This is a genomic window from Variovorax sp. HJSM1_2 (assembly GCF_049316285.1).
In the GTDB taxonomy this organism is placed as follows: domain Bacteria; phylum Pseudomonadota; class Gammaproteobacteria; order Burkholderiales; family Burkholderiaceae_C; genus Rhodoferax_B.
In genome coordinates, this window is record NZ_JBMOXA010000009.1 from 1 (window position 1) to 24,189 (window position 24,189).

Consider the following 24,189-nt stretch of genomic DNA (forward strand, 5'->3'; position numbering starts at 1 on the left):
GTTTGTGGTGTTGTGGCCCATGCTCTACACCGATACCGGCGAAACCTGGAAGCTCTCCAGCCACCGGCAGCGGCTGGCCGTGGCCTCGGCCGGCATCTTGACGGAACTGGCTCTCGCCGGGTTGGCCACCCTGGGCTGGGCCTTGTGTGAACCAGGGGCAATGCGCAACGGTCTGCTGTACCTGGCCACCACCAGTTGGTTGTTGTCCATCTTGCTGAACGCCAGCCCCTTCATGCGTTTCGACGGCTACTTCATCCTGTCCGATATTCTGGACTTTCCGAATTTGCACGAACGCTCCACGGCAATGGCCAAGACCTTTCTGCGGCGCGCGGTGCTGGGCTTGGCGTTGCCATGGCCGGAGCGTTTTGCGCCAGCGACCCGGCGCCTGCTCATAGGATTTGCCTTCATCACCTGGCTCTACCGTTTGACGCTGTTCCTAGGCATCGCGGTGGCGGTGTATTACCTGTTCTTCAAGCTGCTGGGTATTGCGCTATTCATGGTGGAAGTGACATGGTTCATCGCATTGCCGGTATGGCGCGAGCTGAATTTCTGGTGGCGCGCGCGCACCCAGATGCCATCGCAGCGGCGTTGGCTTTTGTGGGCGTTGCTCCTGGTTAGTTTGGTGCTGTTGATCATGCCCTTTCGAAGCCAGGTGCACGGTTACGGTGTGGCGCGGGTGCAAGACCAGTACCGAGTGTTTGCGCCGTTTGCTGCCCGCATAGAACACGTCCATGCGGCCGGCCCGGTCGCGGCCGGTGCGGTGCTGATTTCGCTGACCGAGCCCGACATCGATGCACGCTCACAAGGCAGCGCCGCCAGCATCAGCAGCTACGAAGCGCGCTTGGCAGGCATGGCAGCCGATACCGGGGCCAGCGTGGACGTTTCCGCCACTCGCCAGCGGCTCATCGCCGAATACCAGCAATCACAGGCGCTGCATACCGAGCTGAACCGGCTGACGATCACAGCACCTTTTGCTGGGCACTGGCGCGACGTCAACCCCGAGTGGCAGGCCGGCCAATGGGTGGGCAGCAAAGAAGCGCTGGGGGTTCTGTTGGACAACACCCGCTGGCAAGTGGACGCCTATATCGCGCAGGACGAGGTCCCCCGCCTTTCGGTCGGCGACAACGCCTACTTTTATGCGGACGGGCGTACCCACCGAATCCCGGGTCACATCCTCGCGATAGGCCGCACACGCATCACCGAACTCGAGCACCCTTCACTATCCTCCCGGTTTGGTGGGCCGATTTCCACCGCCACACATGGCAATGCGCTGACCCCATCTCAGGCGGTTTTCCACGTGTTGGTGCAATTAGACGAACCACCCACTCCGTTGAACGAAACCAAGGGCCAGATTCAGCTCGAAGGCGAACGCCGCAGCTGGCTGAACGTAGGTTTTGACAAACTGCTGGCGGTTCTTTTGCGGGAAGGCGGTTTCTAGCCTGCACCCTGATGCTGTTCCCGTAGAAAGGCTAAGCACAGACGAAAAAAAGCCCGCTAAAAGCGGGCTTTTTAAATCAACTTGGTTGCGCGAGAAGGATTTGAACCTCCGACCTTTGGGTTATGAGCCCAACGAGCTACCAGACTGCTCCATCGCGCGGTAGATTTAGATTATAGCACGTTATTCTGCTGCTGCGGGAGCAACTGCAGTTTCTTCGCTGCGTTCAACCAATTCAACATAGGCCATAGGCGCATTGTCGCCCACGCGGAAACCCATCTTCAAGATGCGGGTGTAACCACCTGGACGCGCCTTGAAGCGTGGGCCCAGCACGTCGAACAGCTTGGTCACGCTGTCACGATCGCGCAGGCGGTCAAACGCCAGACGACGGTTGGCAACCGTAGGCTCTTTCGCCAGGGTGATCATCGGTTCCACAACGCGACGCAGTTCCTTGGCCTTGGGCAAGGTGGTCTTGATGGCTTCGTGTTCGATCAACGAATTCATCATGTTGCGCAGCATCGCCAGGCGGTGCGAGGTGGTGCGATTAAGTTTACGAAGTCCGTGTCCGTGACGCATAGTGCTTTCCTTTCAAATATTAATACGCGCAGCCGGATCAGGTACTGCGCGTTGCACTTTCAGGCCCTTGTGCAGGGCCACTTTCAAAATTAACGCTTGTCGAGACCAGCAGGAGGCCAGCTTTCCAGCTTCATGCCCAAGGTCAGGCCGCGGGATGCGAGCACTTCCTTGATCTCGTTCAACGACTTACGACCCAGGTTCGGGGTCTTCAGCAGTTCATTTTCCGTACGTTGGATCAAATCACCAATGTAGTAAATGTTCTCTGCCTTCAAGCAGTTGGCGGAACGCACCGTCAGTTCCAACTCGTCCACAGGGCGGAGCAGAATTGGATCGAACTGGGCATTGCCACGTGGTTCTGGCGACTGGAAGATGCTCGTGAGTTCACTGCCTTCCAATTGCGCAAACACAGCCAATTGTTCAACCAGGATTTTAGCCGATGCGCGAACCGCATCTTCGGCCGTGATCGCACCATTGGTTTCGATCTCAACCACCAGCTTGTCCAGGTCGGTACGCTGTTCAACCCGTGCGCTCTCAACCGTGTAGCTCACACGCTTCACTGGAGAAAACGACGCATCCAAAACGATACGACCAATCGACTTGGTCTGTTCGTCAGCATAGCGGCGCATGTTGCCTGGCACATAACCACGGCCTTTTTCAACCTTGATTTGCATGTCCAGCTTGCCGCCTTGCGACAAATGGGCAATAACATGGTCAGGGTTGATGATTTCCACATCGTGTGGAGTCTGAATATCGGCAGCAGTGACCACGCCTTCGCCGTCCTTGCGGAGGCTCAGCGTTACTTCGTCACGATTGTGCAACTTAAAGACCACGCCCTTAAGATTCAGAAGAATGTTCACCACATCTTCTTGAACACCATCGATAGACGAGTACTCATGCAGTACACCTGCAATCGTCACTTCAGTTGCCGAATACCCCACCATGGACGACAACAAAACGCGGCGAAGCGCATTGCCGAGCGTATGCCCATATCCACGTTCAAACGGCTCCAACGCGACTTTCGCACGGTTGTTGCCAAGCTGTTCCACATTGATAGCTTTGGGTTTCAGCAAATTAGTTTGCATTCAGGCTTCCTCTCAATACCCCCAGCTCGTTACGCCGGTAAGGCTGGTGAAGGTCCTGGACTACGGTGCCCCATTCAGTCCAGGAACAAAAACGATCAAAACTCTCGAGATTAACGCGAATACAGTTCGACGATCAACGACTCGTTGATATCAGATGCGAACTCATCACGGTCAGGTACCTTCTTGAAAGTGCCTTCAGCCTTCTCAACGCTGACTTCAACCCAAGCTGGCAGGCCAACTTGCTGTGCAAGTTGCAGTGCTTCGACGATGCGGTTCTGCTTTTTGGACTTTTCGCGGATTGCGACCACGTCACCGCTCTTGACCATGAACGAAGGAATGTTCACGCTGGCGCCGTTGACCGTGATGGCACGGTGAGAAACCAGCTGACGTGCTTCAGCACGGGTAGAGCCAAAACCCATACGATAGACGACATTGTCCAGACGGGATTCCAACAAGAACAGCAAGTTCGCGCCGGTATTGCCACGGCGGCGGTCGGCTTCTTCAAAATAACGGCGGAATTGGCGTTCGAGAACACCGTACATGCGCTTTACTTTTTGCTTTTCGCGCAGTTGCAAGCCGAAATCGGAAGTGCGAGCACCAGACGTGCGGCCGTGTTGGCCTGGTTTGGAGTCAAACTTTGCTTTGTCGCTGATCGAACGACGAGCGCTCTTCAGAAAGAGGTCTGTACCCTCGCGACGGGAGAGTTTTGCCTTAGGGCCAAGATAGCGTGCCACTTGAATTTCCTTTATGTCTTCTGCCGAATTGCATATGCAAGACGGGAGCCATCGCGAATGAACGCGTGGCGGTGGGCTTAATAAAAGCGTTAACCGAGGTTAACTAAAACTTAGATGCGGCGACGCTTTTGTGGGCGGCAACCGTTGTGCGGAACTGGCGTCACGTCAGCGATAGACGTGATACGAATGCCGAGGGCGCCCAATGCACGCACCGACGATTCACGACCTGGACCAGGACCCTTGATTTCGACGTCAAGATTCTTGATACCTTGTTCCATGGCGGCGCGGCCAGCAACTTCGGATGCGACTTGAGCTGCAAACGGAGTCGACTTACGCGAGCCCTTGAAACCTTGGCCACCAGACGACGCCCAAGACAAGGCATTACCTTGACGGTCGGTGATCGTGATGATCGTGTTGTTGAACGAAGCATGAACGTGTGCCACGCCGTCAGATACGTTCTTACGAACCTTCTTGCGAACACGCTGCGATGCGTTACTAGATGGGGCTTTTGCCATAGTAATCTCTCAGTCTTTATTTCTTCAGTGACGCAGCAGCCTTACGTGGGCCCTTACGCGTCCGAGCGTTGGTACGCGTGCGCTGACCGCGCATTGGCAGACCACGACGGTGACGGAAACCGCGATAGCAACCGATGTCCATCAATCGCTTGATGTTCATGGTGGTTTCGCGACGCAAGTCACCTTCGATCGTGAACTGAGCGATTTGATCACGAATTTTTTCGAGATCGCCGTCGGTCAGGTCTTTAACCTTTTTGGAATAAGCAATGTCGCAAGCTTCGCAAATTTTGCGAGCGCGGGTGCGACCGATACCGAAAATGGCGGTCAAGCCAATTTCAGTATGCTGCTGCGGGGGAATATTGATACCAGCAATACGTGCCATATGCGTCCTCTAAATCTCTGAAATCAACCTTGGCGTTGCTTATGACGAGGATCAGTGCAAATTACACGAACCACACCCTTGCGCCGGATGACTTTACAGTTACGGCAGATTGTCTTGACCGAAGCCGAAACTCTCATTTGATTCTCCTAAAACTCTCAAATACGTCTTGAACCTACTTGGCTCGAAACACAATACGAGCCCGCGACAAGTCGTAGGGCGTCAACTCAACGGTAACTTTGTCTCCCGGAAGAATACGGATGTAGTGCATCCGCATTTTTCCAGAAATATGACCCAGTACCACGTGGCCGTTTTCCAACTTCACTCGAAAGGTCGCGTTGGGCAGGTTTTCGACCACTTCACCCTGCATCTGGATGACATCATCTTTAGACATGTCGCTCAACCGCCTGCTGAAGTTTTAAAGTTTGCCTTCTTCAGCAGCGACTCGTACTGTTGCGACATCAGGTAGTTCTGCACCTGCGCCATGAAATCCATGGTCACGACCACGATGATCAACAACGAAGTACCACCAAAATAGAATGGTACGTTGTACTTGAGGATCAAGATCTCAGGCAGCAAACACACAAACGTGATGTAGACAGCACCAGCCAAAGTCAACCGCAAAAGAATCTTATCGATGTAACGTGCAGTCTGTTCGCCAGGGCGAATACCAGGGATAAAAGCACCGCTCTTCTTCAGGTTGTCTGCAGTCTCCCGGCTGTTAAAAACAAGCGCGGTGTAGAAGAAGCAGAAGAAGACGATCGCAGCAGCGTAGATCAGCGTGTAAACCGGCTGGCCAGGACTCAGCATTCCTGCAATGTCCTTCAACCAACGCAGCGACTCCGCCGAACTAAACCAGCTAACCACCGTTGCAGGCAACAAAATAATGGAAGAAGCAAAGATGGGAGGAATCACACCTGCCATGTTCAGCTTCAGCGGCAAGTGCGAAGACTGGCCGCCATAAACCTTGTTACCAACCTGGCGCCGCGCGTAATTCACCAGAATCTTGCGCTGCCCACGCTCCACAAAAACCACGAAGTAAGTCACCAGCGCCACAACGATCACCACGATGATCGCAGCAATGATGCTCATGGATCCCGTGCGCACCAGCTCCAGCAATCCACCGATAGAACCAGGCAAGCCAGCAGCAATACCCGCAAAAATCAGAATGGAGATGCCGTTGCCGAGACCGCGTTCGGTAATTTGCTCACCCAACCACATCAGGAACATCGTTCCGGCGGTCAAGCTCACCACTGCCGTCATGCGGAATCCAAAACCTGGAGACAACACCAAACCCGCAGAACTTTCCAGCGCAACAGCAATACCCAGAGACTGGAACAAAGCCAGACCCAGCGTGCCGTAACGGGTGTACTGCGTAATCTTGCGTCGACCCGCTTCGCCCTCTTTCTTCATCTGCTCAAAAGCTGGCACCACGTAGCCCATCAACTGCATGATGATGGACGCGGAGATGTAGGGCATGATCCCCAGAGCAAACACGGTAAAGCGCGAAAGAGCCCCACCGGAGAACATATTGAACAAGTTCAATATGCCGCCTTGCTGCCCACTGAAGAGCTGCTGGAGCTGCTGAGGATCAATACCCGGTACTGGAATGTGCGCACCAATACGGTAGACAACCAACGCGAGCAGCAAAAAGACCAAGCGGCGACGCAAGTCCCCAAACTTCCCTGTTTTTGCAATTTGAGCGCTAGTTGCCACCGAATTCTTCCTTGGAGAACAAGATCACAGAATTAGACCAAGCTACCGCCAACCGCTTCAATCGCGGTTTTAGCTGCAGCCGTCGCACCGATACCGGTCAGCTTGACGGACTTCGTCAGCGAGCCAGTGGCAATGACCTTCACCACCTTGGCCAACTGACCTACCAGGCCAGCTTGCTTCAGCGTCAAAACGTCGACTTCGGCAGCACCGAGTTGCTCCAGAGCAGCCAAGGTCACTTCAGCATTGAATTTCAGCTGCTGCGACTTGAAACCGCGCTTGGGCAAGCGGCGTTGCATAGGCATTTGACCGCCTTCAAAACCAACCTTGTGGTAGCCACCGGAACGGGACTTTTGACCCTTGTGACCACGACCAGCCGTTTTACCCAGACCAGAGCCAATACCGCGACCAACGCGACGTTTGGCGTGCTTTGCACCCTCTGCGGGCTTAATGCCATTGAGTTCCATCATCATCCCTTAATCGAGGATCTTGACCAGATAACTGATCTTATTGATCATGCCGCGAACTTCGGGGGTGTCCTGCAATTCGCGAACGCTGCGAATCTTGCGCAGACCCAGACCGCGAACCGTCGCGCGATGCGATTCCTTGGTTCCGATAGGGCTGCGAACCAGCGTTACCTTGAGTGTTTGTTGCGTTGCCATGTTGTGTGGCTCCTACTTAAGCGACGATGTCTTCAACGCTCTTGCCACGCTTCGCTGCGATGTCCGCAGGAGTGGTGGAATTGCGCAAAGCGTCCAGCGTGGCACGAACCATGTTGTATGGATTCGACGAACCATGGCTCTTGGCCACGATGTCGGTGATACCCATCACTTCGAAAACAGCGCGCATTGGGCCGCCGGCAATAATGCCGGTACCCTTTGGTGCTGGAGCCATCATCACGCGTGCTGCGCCATGGTGACCTTCGACCTTGTGGAACACGGAACCGCTCTTCAGCGTAACCTTGACCATGTTGCGACGGGCTTCTTCCATCGCCTTTTGCACGGCTGCTGGCACTTCTTTCGACTTGCCCTTGCCCATGCCAACGCGGCCATCGCCGTCGCCAACCACGGTCAGTGCGGCGAAGCCCAGAATACGGCCACCCTTCACGACTTTGGTGACGCGGTTGACCGCGATCATCTTCTCGCGCAGACCGTCTTCAGGCCCTTCAGCCTTACCCTGCATTTTTCCTTGAACTTTAGCCATGATATTTTCCGATCTGCTTAGAACTGCAAGCCAGCTTCGCGGGCTGCATCGGCCAAAGCCTTGACACGGCCGTGATACGCAAAACCAGAGCGGTCAAACGCTACCTTTTCAACACCAGCAGCTTTCGCCTTTTCAGCGATCAGCTTGCCAATGGCTTGCGCAGCGGCGGTATTACCACCCTTGCCGGAACCACCCAGTTCTTTGCGCACGGCAACTTCTACCGTGGAAGCGCTGGCCAACACCTTTGCACCGTCGCCGGAAATCACGCTGGCGTAGATGTGCAGGTTGGTACGGTTCACCGTCAAGCGTGCAACACCTTGCGTCGCAATACGGATGCGTGTTTGGCGGGCGCGACGGAGACGCTGTTCTTTTTTCGTCAACATGTTGCCACTCCTTATTTCTTCTTCGTTTCTTTGATCGCAACCTTCTCATCCGAATAACGGATGCCCTTGCCCTTGTAAGGCTCAGGTGGGCGAATGGCGCGAATCTCAGCAGCCACTTGGCCAACGCGTTGACGATCAGCACCCTTGATCACGATTTCCGTGGGGGCTGGGGTCGCAACGGTAATACCAGCTGGCATATCCTTGTTCACAGGGTGCGAGTAGCCAACCGTCAGGTTCAGCTTGCTGCCTTGGGCTTGGGCCTTGTAACCCACGCCGATCAAGGTCAGCTTCTTCTCGAAGCCCTTGGTCACGCCCAACACCATGTTGTTCACCAGCTGGCGCATGGTGCCCGTCATAGCATTAGCTTCACGTGACTCGTTTGCAGGCTCGAAAGCCAGCACGCCGGCATTGTTGGACACCTTCACCAACGCGTTCAGCGTCAGGGAAAGAGCACCACCAGTGCCTTTTACATTGATTTGATTGGCCTGAACCGACACATCCACACCAGCGGGGATGGCAACAGGCGCTTTTCCTACGCGAGACATTTAATGTTTCTCCTGCTTAAGCGACGTAGCACAGCACTTCGCCGCCAACGCCAGAGGCGCGAGCCTTGCGGTCGGTCATCACGCCTTGGGGAGTCGTCACAATGGCAACACCCAAACCGTTCATAACCTGCGGAATTGCGTCACGGCCCTTGTAGACGCGCAGGCCAGGACGGCTCACGCGCTCAATGCGCTCGATCACTGGACGGCCAGCGTGGTACTTCAGGGTAATTTCCAGCTCGCTCTTGCCAGCTTCGGTATTCACCTTGAAGCCGTCAATGTAGCCTTCGTCCTTCAGCACTTGGGCAATCGCAATCTTCACCTTGGAAGATGGGATGGACACAGTCGATTTGGCCACCATTTGCGCGTTACGAATACGCGTCAGCAGGTCGGCAATTGGATCACTCATACTCATGTTTGCTTACTCCTGCCCTGCTTACCAGCTGGCCTTGGTCACGCCGGGGATGTCACCAGCGAAAGCCAATTCACGAATTTTCGCGCGCGCCAAACCGAACTGGCGGAACGTGCCACGTGGACGACCCGTGATCGCGCAACGGTTACGTTGACGCGTAGGGTTGGCGTTGCGGGGCAACTTTTGCAAAGCCAAGCGGGCAGCTGCGCGCTCTTCTTCGGTCTTGTTGACGTCGCTCGACGCCGCTTTCAGTTCAGCGTGCTTTTTTGCGTACTTGGCAACCAGTTGGTCGCGCTTCAGTTCGCGTTGAATCAGTGCTACTTTAGCCACACGTCACCTCAGTTCTTGAACGGAAAACGGAAGCCGGTGAGCAGAGCTTTGCACTCTTCGTCACTCTTGGCCGTCGTCGTGATGCTGATATTGAGACCGCGCAAGGCATCAACCTTGTCGTATTCAATTTCAGGGAAAATGATCTGTTCTTTGACGCCGATGTTGTAGTTACCACGGCCGTCAAAAGCGCGACCGGAAATACCACGGAAGTCACGAACACGGGGCAGCGCCACGGTCACGAAACGATCCAGGAATTCATACATCTGAACGCCACGCAGGGTCACCATGCAACCGATGGCCTGGCCTTCGCGGATCTTGAAACCGGCGATAGCTTTCTTGGCCTTGGTCACCACAGGCTTTTGGCCCGCAATCTTGGTCAGATCGGCAACAGCGTTGTCCATGACCTTCTTGTCGGCAACAGCTTCGCTCACACCCATGTTCAACGTGATCTTGGTGATACGTGGAACTTGCATTGGCGAGGTGTAGCCAAACTTGGCCGTCAACTCAGGAGCGATTTTTTCGCGGTAGTGTTGTTGGAGTCGTGCCATGGTCATGCCACCTTGATTTCTTCGCCGCTGGATTTGTAAACGCGCACGCGCTTACCATCAGCCAGCACCTTGATGCCAACGCGATCGGCCTTGCCGGTTGCCGCATTGAAGATCGCCACATTGGACTGGTGAATCGGCATGGTCTTTTCAACGATGCCACCGGTCGTACCCTTGAGAGGGTTCGGCTTGGCGTGCTTCTTCACCAGGTTGATACCTTCAACCACCACGTGGGAGTCATCCTTGCGCAGCGAAACCACGCCGCGCTTGCCCTTGTCGCGCCCTGCGAGCACGATCACCTCGTCGCCCTTGCGAATTTTGTTCATGTCGTGTCCTTACAGAACTTCAGGAGCCAAAGACACGATCTTCATGAACTTTTCAGTGCGCAACTCGCGCGTCACTGGTCCGAAGATGCGGGTGCCGATAGGCTCCAGCTTTGCGTTGAGCAACACTGCTGCGTTGCCGTCGAATTTAACGAGCGAACCGTCAGCGCGGCGGATGCCCTTCGCCGTACGAACCACCACCGCGCTATAGATCTCGCCTTTTTTGACGCGACCACGCGGAGCAGCTTCTTTGATGCTCACTTTGATAATGTCGCCAACACTTGCGTAGCGACGCTTGGAACCGCCCAGCACCTTGATGCAAAGAACGGACTTCGCGCCAGTGTTGTCGGCAACATCTAACCGGGATTCAGTTTGGATCATTTCAATATTTCCCAACTTGCACCAAACGCTGGAGGGCGCCTAGTCAGTCTTGGGCCCGTCAGCCGCACCACAAACCACTTGCAGTGCCTTTGATTGGGCAGAAACATCGCTTTTTAGAGCGAAGCCTTTGATTATGCAGCGGGCGGTATTTTTTGTCAACCGACTGCGAAGAAAATAAGCACACGAACCGAAATCGCCTTCGACGCGTGTTAGCAGCCGGTTTGAAGCGCGCTGGAAAACGCCTAGAAACTTCATTTTTAATAGCATGTGGCGCAGACCCACTCGATCTTTTCCCGGAAAACAATACCCATGCCCCTCCCACTCACCTTAGGCGGCCAAAAAACCGCCAGCGTCACCATTCGGCAACTGCGGGCGTTTGTGGCGGTGGCGGAAGACGGCAGCATCACACGCGCGGCGCAACGCCTGCACCTCACGCCATCGGCGTTGTCGATGTTGATCATCGGCCTGGAAGGTGAACTGTCGGTGCGGCTGTTCGAGCGCACCACACGGCGCATGGCGCTGAGCGAAGCCGGGCAGGAATTGCTGCCCGCCATTTCCAAGGTGTTTGTTGATCTGGACATTGCCTTTGATGCGCTGCGCCAGTTCTCCGACCGGCGCAGTGGCCGCTTTGCCGTGGCAACCTCGCCGTTGCTGGCCGCCACCTTGCTGCCCGGTTTGCTGGCCAGCTTTCGCGAGCGTTTTCCGGCGATTCGGGTCGACATCCTGGATTTGCCCGTCGATGGCATTGCCCAGGCCGTGCGCAGCGGGCAGGCTGATTTTGGTGTCTGCACCATCGACACCGACCCCAGCGACCTCGTCATCAGCCCGCTCTACCAGGACCGGCTGATGCTGGCCTGCCCCGAGCAACACCCGCTCGCCCAGCAGGCTTCCGTGCGCTGGAGCGACTTGACCAGCGAACCGCTGATTTGGCTGCGCTCCGGCAGCGGCCTGCGCCGCCTGGTGGAACAGGGCTTCGCGCAAGCGGGTGAGGCCGTGGCACCGGCCTTCGAGGTCGCCAACGTCACCACCGCCATGGGCTTGATTGAGGCCGGCCTGGGCATTTCCATACTGCCGGCCTACGCCTTGCGGCGCACCCGCGCCGTTGGCGTCAAGGGCGTGCCACTGACCACGCCTGTGCTGGAGCGCAGCATCGTGGCCCTGACCGCCCAGGGGCGTGCGCTGTCGGCCCCCTGCCAGAGCTTTCTGAGCCACTTTCAAAGCGGCATCGCCGCGCAGGATGCCTCCATGGCCGCGGCCGAACCCGGCGCAGCAAAAGCCACGCCCGCCAAACGCACACGCCGCAAAACGAGCTGAAGGCGCGGGGGCTCACTAAAATACCCGCACTCCCCGGTTTCCATCCCGCCACACGCGCTGCACACACCTCACAAGCGCCAACCCTGTTCTCTCACATGACCACCTTCGGCACCCCTCTCTCCCCCAACGCAACCAAAGTCATGCTCCTCGGCTCCGGCGAGCTGGGCAAAGAGGTGCTGATCGCCCTGCAGCGCCTGGGCGTGGAAACCATTGCGGTAGACCGCTACGAAAACGCGCCCGGCCAGCAGGTGGCACACCACGCGCGCACCATCACCATGAGCGACCCGGCCCAGCTCAAGGCACTGATCGAAGCCGAAAAACCCGCCATGGTGGTGCCCGAGATCGAAGCCATCGCCACGCCCATGCTCGAAGAGCTGGAAGCCGCCGGTGTGGTGCGCGTGATCCCCACCGCGCGCGCCGCACGCCTGACCATGGACCGTGAAGGCATACGCCGCCTGGCCGCCGAAACCCTGGGCCTGGCCACCAGCCCCTACGTGTTCTGCGACTCGCTGGCCGAGTTGCAGGCTGCGGTGGACAGCAAGATCGGCTACCCCTGCATCGTCAAGCCGGTGATGAGTTCGTCGGGCAAGGGCCAGAGCAAGATCAGCGGCCCGGCCGACGTGCAAAAAGCCTGGGACTACGCCATGGCCGGTGGCCGCGTCAGCCACGGCCGCGTCATCGTCGAAGGTTTTATCGACTTTGACTACGAAATCACCCAACTGACCGTGCGCGCCAAGGGCGCCAGCGGCCAGATCGAAACCCACTTCTGCGACCCCATAGGCCACATCCAGGTCAGCGGCGACTACGTGGAAAGCTGGCAGCCACACCCCATGCACCCGACCGCTCTCGAGAAGGCACGCCAGATCTCCAAAGCCGTGACCGACAACCTCGGTGGCCAGGGCCTGTTCGGCGTCGAGTTGTTCGTGAAGGGCGAAGACGTCTGGTTCAGCGAAGTCAGCCCACGTCCACACGACACCGGCATGGTCACCATGACCACGCAATGGCAGAACGAGTTTGAATTACACGCCCGCGCCATCCTTGGCCTGCCCGTCAACACCAGCCTGAAGAGCCCCGGCGCCAGCGCCGTGATCTACGGCGGCGTGGACGCCCTGGGCATAGTCTTCGACGGCGTGGCCGAAGCCCTGCAAGTGCCGAACACCGATATCCGTCTGTTCGGCAAACCCGAGAGCTTCACCAAGCGCCGCATGGGTGTGGCACTGGCATTTGATGCCGACGTGGAAGTGGCCCGCAGCAACGCCAAATTGGCCGCCTCCAAGGTGCGCCCACACACGGCGAAGTAAGCCGTTCGGCTATCAACTTTGATAGCTGCTTGCGGATATCCAGCAAGCGACCCCTGCCCATTTAGCTTCATTTCTACAACAGACGGCGCCGCCCATCCCGCTCGGGGTGGCGGCGTTTCCAGGCTCTGGGTAGGATGCAGCCATGCACAACATGGACTGGGCCGCCTTCATGCGGCTGACGGATGAGGGTTTGCTGCTCGCGCTGACGCTGGCCCTTGTGGCGGGCCTGGTCATCCACAGGGTGGGGCTGCTCGTCCTGCGCCGGGTGACGCGCACTTCGGTCACCAGCGCCAGCCTTGTCGAGGCGATCCGCGCCCCCACCCAGGTGCTGTTGCCACTGGCGGCCATCAGCGCCGTGCTGCATGGCGCGTCCAGCGACTTTCCACTGATAGGCCCGTTGCGCTACTTCTCTGAGCTGTTGCTCGTGGTCGCGGTCACCTGGCTCGGGACCAGCATCATTCGCGGTGTCACCGATGGCATCCTGCTGCACTACCCGTTGAACGGCCCGAACAGCTTTCACGCACGACGCATCCACACGCGCACGCGCGTGCTGGCCAGAACCTTGATGGTTTTGGTATGGATCATAGGCACGGCCCTGATTCTGCGCACCGTCCCCGGCGCGCGCCAGATCGGCACCAGCCTGCTGGCCTCCGCCGGTGTGGCCGGATTGGTGGTGGGCATCGCGGCACGCTCGGTCTTCTCCAATCTGCTGGCCGGACTGCAGATCGCACTGACCCAGCCGATACGCCTGGACGACGTGCTCATCGTGCAGGGTGAATGGGGCCGTGTCTCGGAAATCACCGGCACCTACGTGGTGCTGGCCATCTGGGACGAGCGCCGACTGATCATTCCGCTGCAGTGGTTCATTGAGAACCCCTTCCAGAACTGGACGCGCCACAACGCCGACCTGATAGGTTCAGTCTTCCTCTGGACCGACTTCCGCCTGCCCATGGCGCCGCTGCGCGCAGAAGCCTTGCGCATCTGCCAGTCTTCGCCGGACTGGGATGGCCGGCTGTGCAAAGTGCAGATCACCGATACCAATGAACGCGCCATGCGGGTCCGTGTGCTGGCCACATCTTCCGACTCGGACAAGAACTGGGACTTGCGCTGCGCAGTGCGCGAAGGCCTGCTGGACTTCATTCAGCGTGAATACCCGCAATGCCTGCCGCTGGTGCGCACCGAGCCGGATGAACGCACACCGCCAGCGGCCCTGGACCTGGCCTCAGGCGCGTAACACCGTCAGGCCTTCGGCCTCGAACGGCGCACAGATCTTCTCCGGAGTATCGGCCTCGACCACCAGCCCTGCGGCTTCGCGGCAAGCGGCAATCACATAAGGCGAAGCCGCGTTCAACTTCTCGGCCGAGGCCAGCACCCAGGTTTCCGCCGCCTGGGCCATCAAAGCGCGTTTCACCAAGGCCTCTTCCATATCGCCGGTACTCAGGCCCGAACTGGCACTCACCCCGGAGGCGCCCATGAAATACAGGTCGGCATGGATACGGCTGATGGCCTCGACCGTGGCCGCACCCACGGCCACCACCGAGTGTTTGTAGAAGCGCCCGCCGAGCAGTTGCACCTCGATCAGCGGGTGCTCCACCAGCGCCAGCGCAATCGTCGGGCTGTGGGTGACCACGGTGGCCCGCAAGCTGCTTGGCAATTGCAACGCCAGTTGTTGGCAACTGGTGCCGCCATCGATGAACACCACCTGCCCGGGTTGCACCAGCGCTGCCCCTGCACGGCCAATGGCTTGTTTCCCCGGCACGGCCAGCGCGCTGCGCACGGCGAAATTGCCCGCGGCAGGAGAGGCTGGCAAGGCGCCGCCGTGCACCCGCTGCAGCAGGCCCTCGGCCGCCAGGGCGCGCAGGTCGCGGCGTATGGTGTCTTCCGACAGGTTCAGGCTTTCGCTCAGGCTGGCGGCGACGATGCGGCCATCCTGGCGCAGCTTGTCGAGTATGAGTTGTTTGCGTTGCTGGGTGAGCATGGGGCGATGTTAACTTGCACGAGCTTGCATGTTTATCTTCGGATTTGCACGATTTTTCTTGTTTTGATTAAAATAGGCAAAAACGTGCAACCTGATTGAGCCAAAGGAGCAACATCATGCAAACCCAAGAACCCATTCGCATGGTCGACGTGCAGGTTTTGTCTAACGACTGGTACTTGCTGAAGAAAAACACCTTCGACCTGCGCCGCCGCGACGGCCAATGGCAGCGCCAAAGCCGCGAGACCTACGACCGTGGCAACGGCGCCACCATCCTGCTCTACAACCGCGCCCAGGGCACGGTGGTGCTGACACGCCAGTTCCGCCTGCCGGCCTACGTGAACGGCACGCCCGATGGCCGCCTGATCGAAACCTGCGCCGGCCTGCTCGACCAGGACGACCCGGAAACCTGCATCCGCCGCGAAACCGAAGAAGAAACCGGCTTTCGCATCCACGCCGTGCGCAAGGTGTTCGAGGCCTACATGAGCCCGGGTTCGGTGACCGAGCGGCTGTACTTCTTTGTGGGTGAATACAGCCATGCCGACAAGGTATCCAAGGGCGGCGGCCACGCCCATGAGGGCGAAGACATTGAAGTGCTGGAAGTGCCGCTGAACACGGCGATGGCGTGGATTACCGAGGGCAAGATCTGCGACGGCAAAACCATCATGCTGCTGCAGCACGCCAAGCTCAGCTGTTTGCTTAACCCGGCCTAAAGCGCGGCCACGGTCTCCAGATCAGAACACCACAGAACTGGCTGCGCCAGGCTGTTGGTGTTGCCCCCTGCAAGGGGGGTTGGCGTAGTGACACGAAGTGCGCGAAGACTGGGGGTGAGCCCCGCCTCCCCCTGTAAGGGGGTTGGCGCAGTGACACGCAGTGCACGAAGACTGGGGGTGAGCCTAAATGACGGTATGGCCGACGCCGCCAGCCGACAGCTCCATGCGGCCACGGCCGTTGTGCTTGGCCTGGTAAAGGGCCAAGTCGGCGCGCGCCAGCAGCCCCGCCAGCGTGCCATCGCCATCTTTCAGCACGGCCACACCGGCGCTGTAGTCCAACTCAAAACCCAGTTCCTTTTTCGACGCGTCGAGCAGGCGCGTACGCAGCCGTTGGTCAAAGCCGGTGGCAGCCGATTTGTGGGTGTTGGACAGCACGATGCAAAACTCTTCGCCGCCCAGGCGCCCCACCAAGTCTCCGGTGCGCCGCGTGACCCGCAGCATGCGCGCAAACAGGCGCAGCGCGCGGTCGCCGACCTCGTGGCCGTGGCGGTCGTTGATGCGCTTGAAATGGTCCAGGTCAAGCATGATCAGCGTCATGGGCAGGTGGTAACGCACGGCGTTGGCAAACACCCCCTCGGCGCGCTCGGTCCAGCCCCGGCGGTTCAGCAGGCCAGTCAGCCCGTCGGTCATGGCCTGGCGGCGCAGCTTGCTCTCGGCTTCTTCACGCCAGGCCACCAGCACCATCACGGTGACCAGCAGCAGGGCCACATTGCCCATCAACGCCACCACCACATTGATGGGGTGCGACATGTCCACGCTGCTTTGCAGCGCCCCTGCCTGCACGCTGAGCACCACACCGCGCACCAGTGCCAATACCGCCACCGCCAACAGGCAGCCACACAACATGCCACGCCAGCGCCGCGAGCTGCGCCGCATCGGCGCCAATGTGGCGCGCGCCACCACCAGCAGCGCAACGGCCAGGCAGCCATTGCTCCACACCGCGTTCAGCAAAGGGAAACGCAGGGTCAGCAAATATCCCAAGGGAGCCACCACCAGCAGCACGCGCAGAATCATTTCACCGCCACGTGTGCCCAGCCAGCCGTTCAGCGCACGGTGCAGCAGCCATAAGCCAGCATGCAGCAACAACACCCCCAGCGCCAGCCACCAGTGTTCAGCCCCCAGGGTGGACACGGGCACCGTGGTCCAAGCCAGGGCCTGGGCCAGCACCGCCAACTGCGCACAGCGCGCAGCCACACTGACGCCGCGGCCCATGATCAACAGCAGAGCCAGCGCCACCGCCAGCTGGTTGCAGGCGGTCACGACAAGCAGGGTGGTGACGTCAAGTTGCATGAGGGTCGTTGGGTCCGGTATTCGACGCGCGCGAAATGGCAGAAGGCTTACTGGAACGCCACTTCCGCAAAACTGCGCAACTTGCGGCTGTGCAACTGGTTGATGCCTTGGGCGCGCAACAGTTCCACCGCCCGCACTCCGATGCGCAAGTGCTGGTCCACACGCTCGCGGTAAAAGTGGTTGGCCATGCCGGGCAGCTTGATTTCGCCGTGTAGGGGTTTGTCGCTCACACACAGCAGGGTACCGTAGGGCACGCGAAAACGAAAGCCGTTGGCGGCAATGGTCGCGCTTTCCATGTCCAGCGCCACGGCGCGGCTCTGGCTGAAACGGCGTTGCGGCTGGTTGTTCGGCAGCAATTCCCAGTTGCGGTTGTCGGTGCTGGCCACGGTGCCGGTGCGCATAATGTTCTTCAGCGCCGCCCCCTGCATCTGGGTCACGTCGGCCACGGCGCTTTCCAGCGCCACCTGGATCTCGGCCAGCGCCGGGATCGGCACCCACAGCGGCAACTCTTCATCCAGCACATGGTCTTCACGCACATAACCGTGGGCCAGCACGTAGTCGCCCAACTGCTGGCTGTTGCGCAGGCCGGCACAGTGGCCCAGCATGATCCAGGCGTGCGGGCGCAGCACGGCGATGTGGTCGGTAATATTCTTGGCATTCGCCGGGCCTACGCCTATGTTCACCATGGTGATGCCGCTGCGGTCGCTGCGCACCAGGTGGTAGCCGGGCATTTGCGGCAGGCGCGGCGGCTCTACGCCGAACGCATCCACGGCCTCTGCGGCCAGCCCCACACGGCGCGTGACCACGTTGCCGGGCTCGATGAAGGCAATATATTCGCTGTTCGGGTCGGTCATGGCCTCACGGCCCATGCGCACAAACTCATCGATGTAGAACTGGTAGTTGGTGAACAACACAAAGTTCTGGAACCACTCGGGGCCGGTGCCGGTGTAGTGGCGCAGCCGGTGCAGCGAATAATCGACGCGCGGCGCGGTGAACAGCGACAGTGGCATGGGCTCGCCCGGGTGCGGCTCGTAGGTGCCATTGGCGATACCGTCGTCCATGGAGGCCAGGTCGGGCAGGTCGAACACGTCGCGCATCAGCATGCGGCGTTCGGCGGTCATGCTGCCTTCCACGTGGTCATGTTCGGCGAACGAGAAGTGCACCGGAATGGGTTGCGTGCTGGTGCCCACTTCCAGCTCCACCTGGTGGTTTTGCAACAACAGGCGGAACTGCTCCAGGTAGTAGTGCTCGTAGAGGTCGGGGCGCGTCAGCGTGGTCTCGAAACGGCCGGGGCCCGCGACAAAGCCAAAACTCAGGTGGGTGCTCTCCAGCGTCGCACTGGGCGCGCGCGCCACGGTGGTGGTGTACACCCGCACAAACGGGTAACAGGCGCGCACGTGGCCCGGCAAAGTCTCGCCAGCCACAAACTGCTGCATGGCCAGGCGCAAGTGTTCAATCTGCTGGTGGTAGATGGCCTTCACCTGCGCCAGTGCGGCGGCAGCATCGGTGAAACGCATGGGGGCAACAAAAGGCGGTAGATAGGGCATGCGCCTATTGTGCAATGGCCCCAAGACGAATTCGCAACGAATTTGCGCCCGGGGCCGCCGCGCTCTAGAGAGTTGACGGCAACACACAACACTGCCTGCTGCTGTGCCGTGTGCTCACGGCAGCGGCTCGCGCAGCGTGACGAACTCTTCGGCCAGTGTGGGATGGATGCCTATGGTCTGGTCAAACACGGCCTTGGTGGCGCCCGCCTTCAGCGCCACCGCAAACCCTTGCACGATCTCGCCCGCATCCGGCCCGACCATGTGCAGGCCCACCACGCGATCGCTGGCCTTGTCGACCAGCAGCTTCACCAGCGTGCGCTCGGTGCTGCCGCTGATGGTGTGCTTCAGCACCTTGAACTCACTGCGGTACACATCCACAGCGCCAAACTCCTCGCGCGCCTCGGCCTCGGTGAAGCCCACCGTGCCCACGTTGGGGTGCGTGAACACGGCCGTCGGAATGTATTCATAAGCCATGTGACGCACCGGTTTGCCACGCGCCGGGCCAAACAGGTCATCGACCAAGGCCATGGCCTCGCCCAAAGCCACGGGGGTGAGCTGCAGGCGGTTGGTCACGTCGCCCAGCGCAAACACCGATGGCAGGCTGCTGGCGTAGCGCGCATCCACCACCACCGCGCCGTTTTCGTCGAGTTGCACCCCCGCCTCGGCCAAGCCCATGCCGGCGCTTCTGGGCGTGCGGCCGGTGGCGTAGAGCACGGCGTCCACGGGCAGCGACACAGTATCGTCATCCGTCTTCAACTGTGCCGTCCAACTCTCGCCATGGCGGGCCAGCCCGCTCACCTGGGTGTTCAGCCGCAGTTGCACGCCGGTCTTGCGCATCTCTGCGGCCAAGAAGGTGCTGATGTCGGCATCAAACCCACGCAGCAAAGTGCCACCGCGCAGCACCTGGGTGACCTCGGCCCCCAGGCCATGGAAAATGGACGCCATTTCGCTGGCGATGTAGCCGCCGCCCACCACCAGCAGGCGGCGTGGCAGCGTGGGCAGGTCGAACATATCGTCCGACACCAGCACCTGGTCGCGCCAAGGCACATCGGGCACGCTGGGCCGGCCACCGGTGGCCAGCAGGATGTGCTGGGCGGTGAGGCGTTTACCGTCCACTTCCACCGTGTGGCCGTCGGCCAAGCTGGCCCAGCCATTGAGCACCGTGACACCGGACGATTTCAGCAAACCGGCGTAGATGCCGTTGAGCCGCGTGATCTCGACCGCGCGGTTGGCCTTGAGCCGCGCCCAGTCGAAACGCAAGCCGTCGAAGTCCCAGCCGTAGGCGCGCGATTCTTCAAATGCCGCGGCATAGTGCGCCGCATAGCTGTAGAGCTTTTTCGGGATGCAGCCGACGTTGACACAGGTGCCGCCCAGCGCGCCAACCTCGGCCAAGCCCACGCGCGCGCCACGTTGTGCGGCCATGCGCGCGGCGCGCACCCCTCCGCTGCCACCGCCGATGACAAACAGGTCATAGTCGAAATTGGGCATAAGATTCCTTTTGTTGCGCTGCGGGTGGACGGCAGAAACTAACATGCTACTTTCATCCGTTTTTCCACCTGTTTCTCAAGAGGTATTTTTTTTGAAATCAATCACTACCGCCATCGTCTCCAGCGTGCTGGCCCTCACGGCGGGCCTGGCCCAGGCGCAAGTTCCCACGGCAGCTGATGCGGCCAAAGAAGCCGGTGCCGTGGTCACGTCCAGCGGCCTGGTGTTTCGCTCGCTGAAAGACGGCCAGGGCGCCAGCCCCAAGGCCAGCGACAAGGTCAAGGTGCACTACCGTGGCACCTTCCTCGACGGCAAGGAGTTCGACAGCTCGTACAAACGCGGCGAGCCGATCTCGTTTCCGTTGAACGGCGTGATCGCCTGCTGGACCGAAGGTGTGCAGATGATGAAGATCGGCGGCAAGGCCAAACTCACCTGCCCCGCCGCCATCGCCTACGGCGCGCGCGGCGCCGGCGGCGTGATTCCGCCCAACGCCACCCTGCAGTTTGAAGTCGAATTGCTGGGCATCAACTAAGCCCCACTCTGCCGATTTTCGCTATTAAAAAAGCAGCTATCTGCGCTTGACCAGCATGCGCAGAGGCTGCTTTTCTTTTGCAGCCTTCAACGCAGTTTTGATAACACCGCCAACACCGGCTGCAGCACGCTGGCACCGAGTTTGCGCGAGCGTTCGCCATTCCAGCCCACCACCGGATCGGGCAGGTCGGCGTTGTCTTTGAAAGGCATCTCTATGGTGAAGGCCAGGCAGTCGAACTGCTGACCGACCCAGTTGGTGGCGAGGGTCTTATTGCCCTGGCCGGGCGCTGGCAGCGGATAACCGTGGGTGGTCTGGAAGTCGGGGCTGGCGGCCAGCCAGGCGGCCTTGAATTCTTTTTGCAGGCCATCGATACGCGGGCCAAAGCTGGCGCGGCCTTCGGTGCCGACCAGGAAGTTGTAGGGCAGGCCTTCGTCGCCATGCACATCCAGCGACAGGTCCACACCGGTCGCCAGCATCTTTTGCCGCACCCAGAACACTTCGGGTGAACGCTCTACCGTGGGCTCCAGCCATTCGCGGTTGAGGTTGGCGCCCACGGCATTGGTGCGCAGATTGCCGCGCACCGCGCCGTCGGGGTTCATGTGCGGCACCACGTAGAACTCGCAGCGCGCCAGCAGTGCGCGGGCCAGCGGATCGTCGACGTCGAGCAGGCGCTCCAGAAAACCTTCAATGAACCACGAGGCCATGGTTTCGCCGGGGTGTTGGCGCGCGATGAGCCAAATCTTGCGCAGCGGCGTGGCCGTGGCGTTGACCTGATCCGGCCGGCGGATGTGCAGCAGCGTCATAGGCCGGCCTTCCACCGTGTGGCCCAGGTGCTCCAGCGCGACCGCCTCGGAATGCGCCACCGAGCCCAGCAGGTCTAGCACCCGGTCGTAGGGATAGGGCTCGAAGTAGGCGAAATAGACACAGTCGGCCTCGGCCACACACTCGGCGCAAAGCTCGGTGCCGTCATAGCTGGTGGCGATGCGTGTCCATTGCTGGCGGTCGACGCTGGCCACCACCTGGTAGCCGTCCCAGCCCTTGGGGTAGGCGCACTGGCTGGCGTTCAGAAAGCGCAGGCGCAGCGATTGACCGGCCGCGCCGTACACCGCGAAATAAAACCATTGGGCGAATTCGCTGGCGTTGTCGGGGCGAATGCGCAACTGGATGTCGCGTGGGTCGTCGATACGCACCACCTCGATGGCGCCGCCGTCGAACTGGGTGTTGATGTGAAGCTGGGGAGCGTTGGTGGTCATGGGGTCGCGGTTGAGAACTGACGAAGAACAGCCGCCAGCTTACGCCCAAATCGACACAGCGTAGCGCGCTAGGCCGTCGCCAGTCCGCGCCCGCCCAGCCAGGCTTGTGCGCCCAGCGCATCCACCGGTGGCGCGTTCAAGAAGCCCTGGAAGTCGTCACAGCCCATGCCACGCAGCAGATCGGCTTGGGATTCGATTTCCACACCCTCGGCCACCGTGCGCAATTTGAGGCTGCGCGCCATCTGGATCACGGCCGAGGCGATGGCCTGGTCGTCGTTGTCGCTGTGCATTTCGCGAACAAACGAGCGGTCTATCTTGAGCTTGTCGATGGGGTAACGCTTGAGGTAGGCGAGCGACGAGTAGCCGGTGCCAAAGTCGTCTATCGTCAGCCCCACGCCCAAGCGTTTGAGCACGTGAAGGTTGTCGAGCACCAGGCTGCTGGAATCCATCAGCACCGACTCGGTCATCTCCAGCTCCAGAAACGCTGGCGCCAGCCCCGAGGTGGTGAGCGCACGCGTCACCACGCCCACCAGATCGCGCTGCTTGAACTCTATGGCCGAGAGGTTCACCGCCACCGGCACACACAGCCATCCGGCGTCGTGCCACTTTTTGATCTGGCAGCAAGCCTCCATCAGCACCCATTGGCCAATGGCCTGGATCAGACCACGCTCTTCGGCAAACGAGACAAAATCTTCAGGCCCGAGCAAGCCAAGCTCGGGGTGCTGCCAGCGCACCAGCGCCTCCACACCAACAAGCTTGTCATCCGACAGCCGCCATTGCGGCTGGTAGTGCAGCACGAATTCCTTGTTGGCAATGGCCTCACGCAACTGGTGCTCCAGATGCAGCGCACGAAAGGCGCGCTGCGACATGCTGGCGGTGTAGAACTGGTAGTTGCCGCGGCCACTGTCTTTGGCGTGGTACATGGCGGCATCGGCATGGCGGCTCAACTCGTCGACGGTGCTGCCGTCGTCGGGGAACATGGCAATGCCTATGGACGGAGACACCGAGACCTTGTGCCCTTCAAGGTGGATGACCTTTTTCACCGTGTCGAGCATCTTCGAGGCCACCTGCACGGCGCTGTCGCGGGTGCCGATGTCGGGCAGCACGATCAAAAACTCGTCGCCGCCCAGGCGCGCCACCACATCGGCCTTGCGCACACAGCCGACCAGCCGGCTGGCGACTTCACACAGCAGTTGGTCACCCGCGTGGTGGCCTAGCGAGTCGTTGACGGTCTTGAAGTTGTCCAGGTCGATGAACAACACCGCCAGCACCGACTGGTGCCGTTGCGCGGTTGCCAGAGAATGCTCCAGCCACTGGTTCAGGAAACTGCGGTTGGGCAAACCGGTGAGCGCATCGTGCAGCGCCATGTGCTCGATGCGCTGCTGCGCCTCTTTGCGCGCGGTGATGTCGCGCACCACGGCGATGCGCTGGATCTCGCCCTTGACCACCAGCGTCTTACCCACCATCTCCACCGGAATCTCGCGCCCGCTGCGGTGCAGCAGCGCGGCCTCGTAAGGCTGTTCGTTGCCCATGCGCAACTGCTCGGCCACGTGCTGGCGCCAGGCCTCGGCGATGAACTCCGCCGAGCGCCGGCCTTTGACCTCGTCCAGCGTGTAACCGACCATACGCAGCAGGGCGGCGTTCACGTCGGTGATGCCACTGTCCTGGTGGAAGACTATGCCCTCCTGCGTCACCTCGGCAAACTTGCGCATGCGCTCTTCGCTCTCGCGCAGCGCCTGCTCGGCACGCGCGTGGTGGCTGATGTCGTTCATCAGCACAAAGGCCCCACACTGCACACCGGTGGCATCGAAATGTGGCACCAGGGTGACTTCCAGCGTGACCACCAGCCCGTTGCTGCGGGTGCGCTCGCGTTGGTAGGTGACGCGTTCGCCCTGGCTGGCACGTTGCACATAGGGCTGGATCTCGGCCCAGACCTCGGGGCCCACCGTGTCGCGCACGTGTTTGCCCAAGATGTTGTCACCGGCAAAACCATGCTGCTCCGCGTAGGCGCGGTTGGCAAAGCGGCAGCACATGGAAGGGGTGTCGAAATAAGCCAGCAACGCGGGCACGGCGTCGGTCAGCAATTGCAGCATCTCGACGCGGCTGGCACCGCCCTTGTCCCCTCCCCCTGCCGCCCCTTGCGCGGGCTCAACCATGTCCGCCATG

General features: G+C 60.0%; 30 protein-coding genes and 1 tRNA gene. 6 read left to right on the top strand and 25 right to left on the bottom strand.

Going from position 1 to position 24,189, the window contains the following annotated elements; translation table 11 throughout:
- Window positions 1-1,438, top strand: a 1,438-nt coding sequence (locus ACFQ95_RS11715) for an HlyD family efflux transporter periplasmic adaptor subunit (RefSeq protein WP_422831132.1), incomplete at its 5' end; no start/stop codon positions are given.
- Between the two features lie 82 nt (window positions 1,439-1,520).
- On the opposite strand, the gene ACFQ95_RS11720 is transcribed toward ACFQ95_RS11715, so the two are convergent.
- From ACFQ95_RS11720 to rplN, 19 genes are all read right to left on the bottom strand, one after another.
- Window positions 1,521-1,597: transfer RNA gene (locus ACFQ95_RS11720), tRNA-Met, on the bottom strand.
- Window positions 1,598-1,618: 21 nt separating this feature from the next.
- Window positions 1,619-2,011, bottom strand: coding sequence for a 50S ribosomal protein L17 (gene rplQ, locus ACFQ95_RS11725; RefSeq protein WP_422831134.1), 393 nt, complete (start codon window positions 2,009-2,011; stop codon window positions 1,619-1,621).
- An 89-nt stretch (window positions 2,012-2,100) separates the two neighbouring features.
- A complete protein-coding gene (locus ACFQ95_RS11730) occupies window positions 2,101-3,093 on the bottom strand; it encodes a DNA-directed RNA polymerase subunit alpha (protein ID WP_422831136.1) in 993 nt (330 codons plus the stop codon).
- A 110-nt stretch (window positions 3,094-3,203) separates the two neighbouring features.
- Window positions 3,204-3,827 carry a 30S ribosomal protein S4 gene (gene rpsD / locus ACFQ95_RS11735; protein ID WP_422831138.1) on the bottom strand — a complete coding sequence of 208 codons (624 nt, stop codon included), beginning with the start codon at window positions 3,825-3,827 and terminating at the stop codon, window positions 3,204-3,206.
- 110 nt (window positions 3,828-3,937) lie between these two features.
- Window positions 3,938-4,342, bottom strand: coding sequence for a 30S ribosomal protein S11 (rpsK, locus tag ACFQ95_RS11740; RefSeq protein ID WP_422831140.1), 405 nt, complete (start codon window positions 4,340-4,342; stop codon window positions 3,938-3,940).
- A 16-nt stretch (window positions 4,343-4,358) separates the two neighbouring features.
- The gene (rpsM, locus tag ACFQ95_RS11745) at window positions 4,359-4,724 is read right to left on the bottom strand and encodes a 30S ribosomal protein S13 (protein WP_422831141.1); all 366 of its coding nucleotides are present in this window, start codon (window positions 4,722-4,724) and stop codon (window positions 4,359-4,361) included.
- Between the two features lie 23 nt (window positions 4,725-4,747).
- A complete protein-coding gene (gene rpmJ / locus ACFQ95_RS11750) occupies window positions 4,748-4,861 on the bottom strand; it encodes a 50S ribosomal protein L36 (RefSeq protein ID WP_013544106.1) in 114 nt (37 codons plus the stop codon).
- A 35-nt stretch (window positions 4,862-4,896) separates the two neighbouring features.
- Complete coding sequence (gene infA, locus ACFQ95_RS11755) at window positions 4,897-5,115, bottom strand: translation initiation factor IF-1 (protein WP_007869286.1); 219 nt, start codon at window positions 5,113-5,115, stop codon at window positions 4,897-4,899.
- Window positions 5,116-5,120: 5 nt separating this feature from the next.
- Entirely contained in the window at window positions 5,121-6,437 is a 1,317-nt protein-coding gene (gene secY, locus ACFQ95_RS11760) for a preprotein translocase subunit SecY (protein WP_422831143.1), read from the bottom strand.
- A gap of 32 nt (window positions 6,438-6,469) precedes the next feature.
- Window positions 6,470-6,901, bottom strand: a complete 432-nt coding sequence (rplO, locus tag ACFQ95_RS11765; protein ID WP_422831455.1) for a 50S ribosomal protein L15 — start codon at window positions 6,899-6,901, stop codon at window positions 6,470-6,472.
- Window positions 6,902-6,910: 9 nt separating this feature from the next.
- Window positions 6,911-7,096, bottom strand: a complete 186-nt coding sequence (rpmD, locus tag ACFQ95_RS11770; protein ID WP_422831145.1) for a 50S ribosomal protein L30 — start codon at window positions 7,094-7,096, stop codon at window positions 6,911-6,913.
- Window positions 7,097-7,112: 16 nt separating this feature from the next.
- Entirely contained in the window at window positions 7,113-7,637 is a 525-nt protein-coding gene (gene rpsE / locus ACFQ95_RS11775; protein WP_422831146.1) for a 30S ribosomal protein S5, read from the bottom strand.
- 17 nt (window positions 7,638-7,654) lie between these two features.
- On the bottom strand, window positions 7,655-8,020 hold the full coding sequence (gene rplR, locus ACFQ95_RS11780; protein ID WP_422831147.1) for a 50S ribosomal protein L18: 366 nt from the start codon (window positions 8,018-8,020) through the stop codon (window positions 7,655-7,657).
- An 11-nt stretch (window positions 8,021-8,031) separates the two neighbouring features.
- Window positions 8,032-8,565: a 50S ribosomal protein L6 gene (gene rplF / locus ACFQ95_RS11785; protein ID WP_422831149.1), complete on the bottom strand. Its 534-nt coding sequence runs from the start codon at window positions 8,563-8,565 to the stop codon at window positions 8,032-8,034.
- 16 nt (window positions 8,566-8,581) lie between these two features.
- Window positions 8,582-8,977, bottom strand: a complete 396-nt coding sequence (gene rpsH, locus ACFQ95_RS11790) for a 30S ribosomal protein S8 (protein WP_422831151.1) — start codon at window positions 8,975-8,977, stop codon at window positions 8,582-8,584.
- Window positions 8,978-8,998: 21 nt separating this feature from the next.
- Window positions 8,999-9,304, bottom strand: a complete 306-nt coding sequence (rpsN, locus tag ACFQ95_RS11795; protein WP_422831153.1) for a 30S ribosomal protein S14 — start codon at window positions 9,302-9,304, stop codon at window positions 8,999-9,001.
- A gap of 8 nt (window positions 9,305-9,312) precedes the next feature.
- Entirely contained in the window at window positions 9,313-9,852 is a 540-nt protein-coding gene (gene rplE / locus ACFQ95_RS11800; RefSeq protein WP_422831457.1) for a 50S ribosomal protein L5, read from the bottom strand.
- Window positions 9,853-9,854: 2 nt separating this feature from the next.
- Window positions 9,855-10,175 carry a 50S ribosomal protein L24 gene (gene rplX, locus ACFQ95_RS11805; RefSeq protein ID WP_422831155.1) on the bottom strand — a complete coding sequence of 107 codons (321 nt, stop codon included), beginning with the start codon at window positions 10,173-10,175 and terminating at the stop codon, window positions 9,855-9,857.
- A 9-nt stretch (window positions 10,176-10,184) separates the two neighbouring features.
- Window positions 10,185-10,553 (bottom strand): 50S ribosomal protein L14, encoded by a 369-nt coding sequence (gene rplN, locus ACFQ95_RS11810; protein WP_315192381.1) that lies wholly within the window; start codon window positions 10,551-10,553, stop codon window positions 10,185-10,187.
- Window positions 10,554-10,862: 309 nt separating this feature from the next.
- Between rplN and ACFQ95_RS11815 the strand changes: the two genes are divergently transcribed.
- The 3 genes from ACFQ95_RS11815 (at window position 10,863) to ACFQ95_RS11825 (ending at window position 14,402) form a co-directional block, all read left to right on the top strand.
- Window positions 10,863-11,867 (top strand): LysR family transcriptional regulator, encoded by a 1,005-nt coding sequence (locus ACFQ95_RS11815; protein WP_422831157.1) that lies wholly within the window; start codon window positions 10,863-10,865, stop codon window positions 11,865-11,867.
- A 95-nt stretch (window positions 11,868-11,962) separates the two neighbouring features.
- Window positions 11,963-13,168 carry a formate-dependent phosphoribosylglycinamide formyltransferase gene (gene purT / locus ACFQ95_RS11820; protein ID WP_422831159.1) on the top strand — a complete coding sequence of 402 codons (1,206 nt, stop codon included), beginning with the start codon at window positions 11,963-11,965 and terminating at the stop codon, window positions 13,166-13,168.
- A gap of 142 nt (window positions 13,169-13,310) precedes the next feature.
- Window positions 13,311-14,402, top strand: coding sequence for a mechanosensitive ion channel family protein (locus tag ACFQ95_RS11825; protein ID WP_422831161.1), 1,092 nt, complete (start codon window positions 13,311-13,313; stop codon window positions 14,400-14,402).
- Here the strand turns inward: ACFQ95_RS11825 and ACFQ95_RS11830 are convergent.
- A complete protein-coding gene (locus ACFQ95_RS11830) occupies window positions 14,391-15,146 on the bottom strand; it encodes a DeoR/GlpR family DNA-binding transcription regulator (protein WP_422831163.1) in 756 nt (251 codons plus the stop codon). The two genes, ACFQ95_RS11825 and ACFQ95_RS11830, sit on opposite strands and share 12 nt — an antisense overlap.
- Window positions 15,147-15,262: 116 nt before the next feature.
- On the opposite strand from ACFQ95_RS11830, the gene nudK reads away from it, so the two are divergent.
- Window positions 15,263-15,856 carry a GDP-mannose pyrophosphatase NudK gene (nudK, locus tag ACFQ95_RS11835; protein WP_422831164.1) on the top strand — a complete coding sequence of 198 codons (594 nt, stop codon included), beginning with the start codon at window positions 15,263-15,265 and terminating at the stop codon, window positions 15,854-15,856.
- A gap of 183 nt (window positions 15,857-16,039) precedes the next feature.
- Here the strand turns inward: nudK and ACFQ95_RS11840 are convergent, their stop codons facing one another.
- From ACFQ95_RS11840 to gorA, 3 genes are all read right to left on the bottom strand, one after another.
- The gene (locus ACFQ95_RS11840; RefSeq protein WP_422831165.1) at window positions 16,040-17,206 is read right to left on the bottom strand and encodes a GGDEF domain-containing protein; all 1,167 of its coding nucleotides are present in this window, start codon (window positions 17,204-17,206) and stop codon (window positions 16,040-16,042) included.
- Between the two features lie 47 nt (window positions 17,207-17,253).
- A complete protein-coding gene (locus ACFQ95_RS11845; RefSeq protein ID WP_422831167.1) occupies window positions 17,254-18,753 on the bottom strand; it encodes an AMP nucleosidase in 1,500 nt (499 codons plus the stop codon).
- A gap of 114 nt (window positions 18,754-18,867) precedes the next feature.
- A complete protein-coding gene (gene gorA, locus ACFQ95_RS11850; RefSeq protein WP_422831169.1) occupies window positions 18,868-20,241 on the bottom strand; it encodes a glutathione-disulfide reductase in 1,374 nt (457 codons plus the stop codon).
- 91 nt (window positions 20,242-20,332) lie between these two features.
- Here gorA and ACFQ95_RS11855 point away from each other — a divergent pair, with 91 nt between their 5' ends.
- Window positions 20,333-20,770, top strand: a complete 438-nt coding sequence (locus tag ACFQ95_RS11855) for an FKBP-type peptidyl-prolyl cis-trans isomerase (RefSeq protein WP_422831171.1) — start codon at window positions 20,333-20,335, stop codon at window positions 20,768-20,770.
- Between the two features lie 86 nt (window positions 20,771-20,856).
- Here ACFQ95_RS11855 and ACFQ95_RS11860 read toward each other — a convergent pair whose 3' ends face one another.
- Complete coding sequence (locus ACFQ95_RS11860) at window positions 20,857-22,023, bottom strand: M14 family metallopeptidase (protein ID WP_422831173.1); 1,167 nt, start codon at window positions 22,021-22,023, stop codon at window positions 20,857-20,859.
- A 68-nt stretch (window positions 22,024-22,091) separates the two neighbouring features.
- Complete coding sequence (locus ACFQ95_RS11865; protein ID WP_422831175.1) at window positions 22,092-24,188, bottom strand: putative bifunctional diguanylate cyclase/phosphodiesterase; 2,097 nt, start codon at window positions 24,186-24,188, stop codon at window positions 22,092-22,094.
- Between the last annotated feature and the right edge of the window lies 1 nt (window position 24,189).

Coding starts and splice junctions, on each gene's coding strand:
- rplQ (WP_422831134.1), bottom strand. CDS start 2,011: ATGCGTCACGGACACGGACTTCGTAAACTTAATCGCACCACCTCGCAC.
- infA (WP_007869286.1), bottom strand. CDS start 5,115: ATGTCTAAAGATGATGTCATCCAGATGCAGGGTGAAGTGGTCGAAAAC.
- ACFQ95_RS11860 (WP_422831173.1), bottom strand. CDS start 22,023: ATGACCACCAACGCTCCCCAGCTTCACATCAACACCCAGTTCGACGGC.
- rplX (WP_422831155.1), bottom strand. CDS start 10,175: ATGAACAAAATTCGCAAGGGCGACGAGGTGATCGTGCTCGCAGGGCGC.
- ACFQ95_RS11825 (WP_422831161.1), top strand. CDS start 13,311: ATGCACAACATGGACTGGGCCGCCTTCATGCGGCTGACGGATGAGGGT.
- rplF (WP_422831149.1), bottom strand. CDS start 8,565: ATGTCTCGCGTAGGAAAAGCGCCTGTTGCCATCCCCGCTGGTGTGGAT.
- nudK (WP_422831164.1), top strand. CDS start 15,263: ATGCAAACCCAAGAACCCATTCGCATGGTCGACGTGCAGGTTTTGTCT.
- rplE (WP_422831457.1), bottom strand. CDS start 9,852: ATGGCACGACTCCAACAACACTACCGCGAAAAAATCGCTCCTGAGTTG.
- rpsM (WP_422831141.1), bottom strand. CDS start 4,724: ATGGCACGTATTGCTGGTATCAATATTCCCCCGCAGCAGCATACTGAA.
- rplR (WP_422831147.1), bottom strand. CDS start 8,020: ATGTTGACGAAAAAAGAACAGCGTCTCCGTCGCGCCCGCCAAACACGC.
- rpmD (WP_422831145.1), bottom strand. CDS start 7,096: ATGGCAACGCAACAAACACTCAAGGTAACGCTGGTTCGCAGCCCTATC.
- rplO (WP_422831455.1), bottom strand. CDS start 6,901: ATGGAACTCAATGGCATTAAGCCCGCAGAGGGTGCAAAGCACGCCAAA.
- ACFQ95_RS11845 (WP_422831167.1), bottom strand. CDS start 18,753: ATGCCCTATCTACCGCCTTTTGTTGCCCCCATGCGTTTCACCGATGCT.
- rpsE (WP_422831146.1), bottom strand. CDS start 7,637: ATGGCTAAAGTTCAAGGAAAAATGCAGGGTAAGGCTGAAGGGCCTGAA.
- ACFQ95_RS11830 (WP_422831163.1), bottom strand. CDS start 15,146: ATGCTCACCCAGCAACGCAAACAACTCATACTCGACAAGCTGCGCCAG.
- gorA (WP_422831169.1), bottom strand. CDS start 20,241: ATGCCCAATTTCGACTATGACCTGTTTGTCATCGGCGGTGGCAGCGGA.
- ACFQ95_RS11865 (WP_422831175.1), bottom strand. CDS start 24,188: ATGGCGGACATGGTTGAGCCCGCGCAAGGGGCGGCAGGGGGAGGGGAC.
- rplN (WP_315192381.1), bottom strand. CDS start 10,553: ATGATCCAAACTGAATCCCGGTTAGATGTTGCCGACAACACTGGCGCG.
- rpmJ (WP_013544106.1), bottom strand. CDS start 4,861: ATGAGAGTTTCGGCTTCGGTCAAGACAATCTGCCGTAACTGTAAAGTC.
- rpsK (WP_422831140.1), bottom strand. CDS start 4,342: ATGGCAAAAGCCCCATCTAGTAACGCATCGCAGCGTGTTCGCAAGAAG.
- ACFQ95_RS11730 (WP_422831136.1), bottom strand. CDS start 3,093: ATGCAAACTAATTTGCTGAAACCCAAAGCTATCAATGTGGAACAGCTT.
- rpsH (WP_422831151.1), bottom strand. CDS start 8,977: ATGAGTATGAGTGATCCAATTGCCGACCTGCTGACGCGTATTCGTAAC.
- ACFQ95_RS11815 (WP_422831157.1), top strand. CDS start 10,863: ATGCCCCTCCCACTCACCTTAGGCGGCCAAAAAACCGCCAGCGTCACC.
- ACFQ95_RS11840 (WP_422831165.1), bottom strand. CDS start 17,206: ATGCAACTTGACGTCACCACCCTGCTTGTCGTGACCGCCTGCAACCAG.
- purT (WP_422831159.1), top strand. CDS start 11,963: ATGACCACCTTCGGCACCCCTCTCTCCCCCAACGCAACCAAAGTCATG.